The sequence below is a fragment of the Nostoc sp. UHCC 0251 genome (assembly GCF_034932245.1).
In the GTDB taxonomy this organism is placed as follows: Bacteria; Cyanobacteriota; Cyanobacteriia; order Cyanobacteriales; family Nostocaceae; genus Nostoc.
This window is the reverse complement of the sequence record NZ_JAYGHD010000448.1, coordinates 1-6,730: the sequence shown is the minus strand read 5'-3', so window position 1 is coordinate 6,730 and position 6,730 is coordinate 1. Positions and strand designations below refer to the sequence as shown.

The following is a 6,730-nucleotide window of genomic DNA, read 5'->3' as shown; positions in this document are numbered from 1 at the left end:
CAAGGGAAGGGGAGCAAGAATCAAAGCCTCTCTCCGTTTCGGGGAGAGGTTTGGAAGTGGGGTTCCAAGAATAAGTTGCACATCGCGTAAACATATTTAATAATTCGTGAAAAAACTATTGCCTATCCCCTATTCCCTACCTTCAAGACTAACTTCACAACTCAAATAAAATTGCTATATGCAAATAAAGTGTCTCGTAATCCTGCAATAATGTGGCAATGTTGCAACTCAACAAGCCAAGAGGTGCAATGGCTTGTAGTCAGATATCACCCTGATACTTGCAATCCTTTATGTAAAGAAAAACCTGTAGGAAAAACATATTAATTAAATGCATATATATGTACTTTAGTCAATAGTTTTTAGCTCTCTGTTCGTTTTTTATCTGAGAGCGCTGACAACCTAAAATTTTGTTTCAAACTGCTAAAGTCCGATTGGGAAATAGGGGTTTTATGTCATGATGGCATACTAGAATATATATGCCTTTCTTTCTAACTACAGGGAATCTCACATGGCTCTCCGTCTAGGTGACACAGTACCCAACTTTACGCAAGCCTCAACACACGGCGACATCGATTTTTACCAATGGGCGGGTGACAGCTGGGTTGTGCTGTTCTCTCACCCTGCTGATTTTACACCTGTTTGTACAACAGAACTCGGCACAGTTGCCAAGCTCAAACCAGAATTTGACAAGCGCAATGTCAAAGCGATCGCACTCAGCGTTGATGATGTAGAATCCCACAAAGGCTGGGTGGGAGACATCGAAGAAACTCAAAGCACCACTCTTAACTACCCAATTTTGGCGGATGCAGATCGTAAAGTTTCTGACCTTTACGACATGATCCACCCCAATGCTAATGCGGCTGTGACAGTGCGATCGGTTTTTGTAATAGACCCTAACAAGAAACTCCGTCTCTCTTTCACCTATCCTCCCAGCACGGGACGCAACTTTGATGAACTTTTGCGGGTGATTGATTCTCTGCAATTGACTGATAATTACAGCGTGGCGACACCAGCTGACTGGAAAGATGGAGAGGATGTTGTAATTGTCCCCTCACTGAAAGATCCAGAAGTACTAAAACAGAAATTCCCCAAAGGTTACGAGGAAATCAAACCCTATCTGCGGATGACTCCTCAGCCTAACAAGTAAATCTGAAAAGGATTTCGGACATTGACACTCCCCACCTTATGAGTACATTGAAGGTGGGGATTCTACATTCACCCTCAGAACTTGCTCTAGCAGGTTTGCACCAACTAGCGTAGAGGTTCCAACTCCTGTAGCGTTGCTTTGGGTATGCCCTACCCTAGATAAAGCAAGATTCAAAATATTTTTTGCAGCGTTAACATCCCTTTGCATTTGTAAATCTGCGTTTGCTCCATCATGCGCCGCGCTAAAGTAGTATTTAGGGGTGGAAGTGCGATCGCGCGATCGTGAAAAACTTCGACTAGTTGTCCAAAGTAACCGGTTAGGAAAATTTTAAAGACGTAAGCTGAAATTTTCGTCTATAATTTGGGCAATTTTTTTGAGTGCGATCGCCACTCCCATTTCAGCTATTGATGATAAGCTGTAGCCTAATTCAAAGTTCACGCCTGGTACTTTTATCCACCAAGCTGGCGGACAACGACCGTATATAGCTTGAGTCAGAGCTAAGAGCGATCGCGGATCGGCTGTATGTCCTGAAATAAATTTGAAAGATTCAGGTGAAAGCGATTGTACTTGTACCTGAGAACTTTCAGACATTAAACAAGCATCGATAAAGACTGCCAAATCAGCATGTGCTAAAGCTTCAGCAAGTTCCGGGGTGAGTTGGTGAACAGCAAGAGATTTTACATTTGATAGATGCAACGCCTTAGCTACTCGTTGACCAATGCCATCATCACTACGCAACTCATTACCGTAACCAATGGCGATTGCCTCCAGAGGAGCGTAGCCCATCGCATTATAATTCATCGTTTTTTGTTGTTCAACCTGTTTTTAAGTTACATAAAAAACTTGAGAAACTTGTGAGGAAATAGAGAACCTTGGAACTAATACAGTAGACATCTCCAGAAATTAAATATGTGTTACCCAGAACACTTGTAGAGACGTAGCAGTGCTACGTCTCTACATTCATTTTCACCAGATGTCTAGTTAGCGAGGCTGTGAATGGCATCGATTTTGAGTGAGAGATAACACCCCGCGATTGCTGCTTGCGATCGCTAACAATCAGGGTCAAGCATACCCGTTGTAAGTAGCAAGATTGATACGAAACCTTAAAATGCCTACGGTATCGACAAATTCGTAGACTAGACTAGAAACACAGGGTAACAATCATTGGAATATCATGATGAGCGATCGCGACTATACATTAATCATTGACAAAAGTGGTAGTATGTCCACACCCGACCAAGCGGGTGGTAGAAGTAGATGGGAGATAGCCCAAGAGTCTACTCTCGCTTTGGCAAGAAAGGCCGAACAGTTTGACCCCGATGGCATCACCGTTTACGTGTTTTCCGGTAGATTTAAACGCTACGATGATGTGACCTCAGCCAAAGTCGCACAGATATTTCTCGAAAACGACCCTTCTGGAACGACAAACTTAGCAAGTGTACTCCAGGATGCGCTCAATAACTACTTTCAACGCAAAGCAGCCGGTAAAACCAAGCCAAACGGAGAGACAATTTTAGTCATTACCGATGGTGAACCAGATGATCGCAAAGCTGTGTTTGAAGTGATCATTCATGCGACTCGCCAGATGGAACGTGATGAAGAATTAGGAATTTCGATCATTCAAGTAGGTTCAGATGCTCAAGCAACTAAGTTCCTGAAAGCTTTGGATGACCAGTTGCAAAGTGTCGGCGCTAAATTTGATATTTGCGATACCGTCACTTTAGACGACTTAGAAGAAATGAGCCTTGTAGATGTATTGACGAATGCAATAACTGACTAAATACCGCAAGGCGGAAGTCAACCCCTTCCCTACGGGACGCTGCGCGAACTGGGAATTAAAAATGAAGAATTAAAAATTAAAAATTTCGGAATTTTTCTCAATTTTTAATTTGACATTAGTCCAGTAACTCTAAACTCTTAATTGGAGAATTGAATAATGCTAGAAAATCGTGACTATACCTTGATTATCGACAAAAGCGGCAGCATGGCCACCCAAGATCAAAAAGGTGGTAGAAGTAGATGGGTTGCAGCCCAAGAATCTACTTTAGCTTTAGCTAGTAAGTGTGAGCAATTTGACCCAGATGGCATCACAATCTATGTATTTTCTGGTAAATTCAAGCGATACGAAAATGTGACATCCAGCAAGGTAGCGCAAATTTTCCGCGAAAATGATCCCTCTGGTACAACTGATTTGGCAGGTGTGTTAAAACACGCAACTGATGATTACCTTCAACGCAAAACAGCCGGAAAAACCAAGCCAAATGGTGAAACAATTTTAGTGGTTACTGATGGTGAACCGGACGATCGCAAAGCAGTGATGAAGGTAATTATTGAAGCTTCTCGCCGCATTGATAAAGATGAAGAATTAGCCATTTCCTTTATTCAAGTCGGCACAGATCAGCAAGCTACCCGCTTTCTCAAAGTCTTAGACGATGAACTCCAAAGTGCTGGTGCCAAATTTGATATTTGTGACACAATTACTATGGAAGATATGGAAGATTTGAGTCTATCGGAAGTGCTACTCAATGCCATTAATGACTAGTACAGTTCGGCATAAATAATCCACGCATTGGAAATGTCTAAAACCCTACGCAGTGGTAATTACGTTAGCGTAGCGGGGCGTAGCCCATTACTAATTACGAACTACGAATTACGAACTACGAATTACGAATTACGAACTACGAATTACACAAAGCGGTACTAGCTATAACATTTATTAGGAATTGCCAAAATGGATTCCATTGATAAGCTATTAGCTGAACTCCAAACCGAATACAAAGAAGTACAACCAGAACAGCAGCAGTCAAAATCAGCCACAGCCAAATCCTTTATTGCATCATCGCCAAAGTCGGCATCTTTTATAGATAACCTTTTGGCAGAAGTTCAGGCTGATTTTGCCGAAGAGGATGCTGCTATTGAATTAGAAAAACAGCAAGAACTAGAACAGGAACGAATTCGACAAGAGCAACTCAAAGCCAAACAACTAGAGGCTTTGAAAGTGCAAGCAAAAGAATGGTTAGCTAAAGTAGATCCACTTTCATCCGAAGGCCTTTGGTTTGAAAGGTTTGCTGAAAGTTACCCCTCAAAATTAGAGGCAGCAATTGAATATTTACGAAACAATGAATAAATTTAAAATTCAAACATAAATCTGTTACAGGACTCATATTTGATTGTTAAAAAAAATCATTAGAACTCAAAAAGGCTTCTTGCCTATTGCCTATTGCCTATTGCCTATTGCCTATTGCCTATTCCCCTAACCAATATTAATGGCGATTTGTTCTAGCTGAGTGTTGAACAGCCCATTCATGCATAGCATAGAGAATTGGTTGCAAAGTTTCTCCTAAAGGTGTCAGTGAATATTCCACTTTGGGCGGAATTTGGGGATAAATTTCTCGATGAATAATGCCGTCTTCTTCCATTTCTCTGAGTTGCTGGGTTAGCATTTTTTGCGTAACTCCAGGTAAAGCCCGTTGCAACTCACCAAAGCGTTTGACGCCAGTCATTAATTCTCTAATAATCAAAACTTTCCAGCGTCCGCCAATCACTTTTAGGGTAGTTTCTACTTCACAAGTCAGCCTGAGATGGTTTTCTGCTTCAGCTTTCATAGTTAGTTTTGTTAATTTGAAGAAGGCAAGAGGCAGACCTCCTGCCTTTCAAGCTAGATGTTGAATTTTCTCAATTCTTTGAACATTAGATACTCAAGGATATCTATAATTATGACGTAGCTACCAACTCAGAATCGATTTCCGAGGGCGCACTATCTTGGACTAGCGATCGCGTTTCACCATTACGCTGTAGGATACCACCAACCATTGCCAACAAGGCGTTTACCTTGCGGGTTCGCCACATATCTACAAGTTTTTGCACTTCAGTAGCAGACATCCGTCGCATCATCGCTTCGTAGAGATAAGCAGCATGTCCAGTTTCATCTTGGGCAATACAAAGCATTCCTAATTTCAAATTACGAGCGTTTGGATCATTATCAGGCAATACTTTCGCCATTCGCGCAAAGTCTTTACTAGCATCTAACTCCAGAATGTATGTGCTAGCCATAAATACTTCCCAATCAATGACAGCCGGCTTTAGCTGTTCTTGGGTGTAGCCTTCAAAGAATGCTGCGAAAAAGGGACTACGCTGTTGTGATTTTTTTGTAGATGTAGTTTGGGGTTGACTCTTAAAATTTATAACTTGTTTATTCATCTGTTGTAAGGCGTGGGCAAAAGTTTTACCATGCCTAGTTTCATCTGATGCATGTTTTGCTAGTTTTTCGGCTAGCCATGTATCGCCTTCGGCAGATGCGCGATCGCTAAGTGCAGATAAAAATGGCACAGACCCAGATTCGGCCAACTGAAACCCCGCAAGGATGTTAGGGCGGGTTTTAGAATCACGAATTTGAGCAGCAGAGTAATAGGCATAGGCACCTGAACCAGCTAGATGCAGAACGTGAGTCAAGAAGTTCATCAAAAATTCCCGCTGACAATTGGAAGGTTACAATTCTTATTATGTCAACGGTTAACAAATATATCTTTTCATTTTGCTAGTATCATCCCACAGAGGTAATGCAGGTAAGTTTGGATGGAGAAATTAAATAAACCAGTACGATTTTGGCTTTGTGCAACTATCCTAATTTTGGGTTTGATAGGTTGCGATCGCTTTATCGCTACTTCTGGAGAACCAGTTGAGCGAGTCAGTGATGGCGATACTTTAGTAGTGAAAGATACTAACGGCAAAAATCTTACCGTGCGTTTTGCTTGTGTAGATGCGCCAGAAATAGCCCATACTAACAAAGAAAAGCAGAGTAAACGCACTAGCGATCGCAATCAATTTACTTGGGGTGTGAAAGCCCAAGAACGGGTACAAGAACTAGTGCAACAAGGAGGCGATCGCGTGACTTTGAATATCACCGATAGCGATCGCTATGGACGCAAAATTGCTGAAGTTCGTTTACAAAATGGCACTTTTGTGCAACAGGTATTGTTGCAAGAAGGATTAGCAAAAGTGTATCGTCCCTATTTAAACAAATGTCCTAGCAAAGACTTAGTTCAACAAGCCGAAGCTAAAGCGAAAGAACAACGGCTTGGCATTTGGAGTGATACTAAATTTGTAAATCCTTGGGAATATCGCAGCCTATATAAAAAGTAAAAACCAAAGTGAGAAATTGCTTGTAAAGGCTTAAATCAAGGCTGAATAGAGAAAAAGCGGGTATTTGGTTCAACTTTTTAAATGATTTCAGCGAAATACTATCGTAATTTTACTGATACTGCTATATTCAGTCTGGAATCTCCCTCTGTACATTTGTAGCGCTCAATTTTTCCATCCCGCGAGGAGTGATAAATTGAAAACTTCTCATAACGCGATTTGCGTTCTCAAACTGGGGTTTGAGTTCTCATTTAAGTATATTTAGTACGCAAAAGCTAATATTGAGTTCTCATTTAAGTATATTTAGTACACAAAAGCTAATATTAAGTTCTCAAACTGGGGTTTGAGTTCTCATTTGAGTATATTTAGTACACAAAAGCTAATATTAAGTTCTCAAACTGGGGTTTGAGTTCTCATTTGAGTATATTTAGTACGCAAAAGCTA

General features: G+C 41.1%; 8 protein-coding genes and 1 pseudogene. 5 read left to right on the top strand and 4 right to left on the bottom strand.

What is annotated here, in order from left to right; all coding sequences use genetic code 11:
* Nucleotides 1-508 precede the first annotated feature (508 nt).
* The gene (locus tag VB740_RS35115; protein ID WP_323204425.1) at nucleotides 509-1,147 is read left to right on the top strand and encodes a peroxiredoxin; all 639 of its coding nucleotides are present in this window, start codon (nucleotides 509-511) and stop codon (nucleotides 1,145-1,147) included.
* A 206-nt stretch (nucleotides 1,148-1,353) separates the two neighbouring features.
* Here the strand turns inward: VB740_RS35115 and VB740_RS36930 are convergent.
* Nucleotides 1,354-1,461 (bottom strand): annotated as a pseudogene (locus VB740_RS36930) (acetate--CoA ligase family protein); the annotation flags it as partial.
* A gap of 13 nt (nucleotides 1,462-1,474) precedes the next feature.
* The gene (locus VB740_RS35105) at nucleotides 1,475-1,948 is read right to left on the bottom strand and encodes a hydrogenase maturation protease (RefSeq protein WP_323204424.1); all 474 of its coding nucleotides are present in this window, start codon (nucleotides 1,946-1,948) and stop codon (nucleotides 1,475-1,477) included.
* Nucleotides 1,949-2,321: 373 nt separating this feature from the next.
* Here VB740_RS35105 and VB740_RS35100 point away from each other — a divergent pair, with 373 nt between their 5' ends.
* From VB740_RS35100 to VB740_RS35090, 3 genes are all read left to right on the top strand, one after another.
* Complete coding sequence (locus VB740_RS35100; RefSeq protein ID WP_323204423.1) at nucleotides 2,322-2,927, top strand: VWA domain-containing protein; 606 nt, start codon at nucleotides 2,322-2,324, stop codon at nucleotides 2,925-2,927.
* A gap of 156 nt (nucleotides 2,928-3,083) precedes the next feature.
* The gene (locus tag VB740_RS35095) at nucleotides 3,084-3,689 is read left to right on the top strand and encodes a VWA domain-containing protein (protein WP_323204422.1); all 606 of its coding nucleotides are present in this window, start codon (nucleotides 3,084-3,086) and stop codon (nucleotides 3,687-3,689) included.
* Nucleotides 3,690-3,878: 189 nt separating this feature from the next.
* Complete coding sequence (locus tag VB740_RS35090) at nucleotides 3,879-4,274, top strand: salt stress protein, Slr1339 family (RefSeq protein WP_323204421.1); 396 nt, start codon at nucleotides 3,879-3,881, stop codon at nucleotides 4,272-4,274.
* 136 nt (nucleotides 4,275-4,410) lie between these two features.
* Here VB740_RS35090 and VB740_RS35085 read toward each other — a convergent pair whose 3' ends face one another.
* Nucleotides 4,411-4,752 (bottom strand): helix-turn-helix domain-containing protein, encoded by a 342-nt coding sequence (locus tag VB740_RS35085; RefSeq protein WP_323204420.1) that lies wholly within the window; start codon nucleotides 4,750-4,752, stop codon nucleotides 4,411-4,413.
* Between the two features lie 109 nt (nucleotides 4,753-4,861).
* Nucleotides 4,862-5,608: a ferritin-like domain-containing protein gene (locus VB740_RS35080; protein WP_323204419.1), complete on the bottom strand. Its 747-nt coding sequence runs from the start codon at nucleotides 5,606-5,608 to the stop codon at nucleotides 4,862-4,864.
* A 114-nt stretch (nucleotides 5,609-5,722) separates the two neighbouring features.
* Between VB740_RS35080 and VB740_RS35075 the strand changes: the two genes are divergently transcribed.
* Nucleotides 5,723-6,289: a thermonuclease family protein gene (locus VB740_RS35075; protein WP_323204418.1), complete on the top strand. Its 567-nt coding sequence runs from the start codon at nucleotides 5,723-5,725 to the stop codon at nucleotides 6,287-6,289.
* Nucleotides 6,290-6,730: the final 441 nt, after the last annotated feature.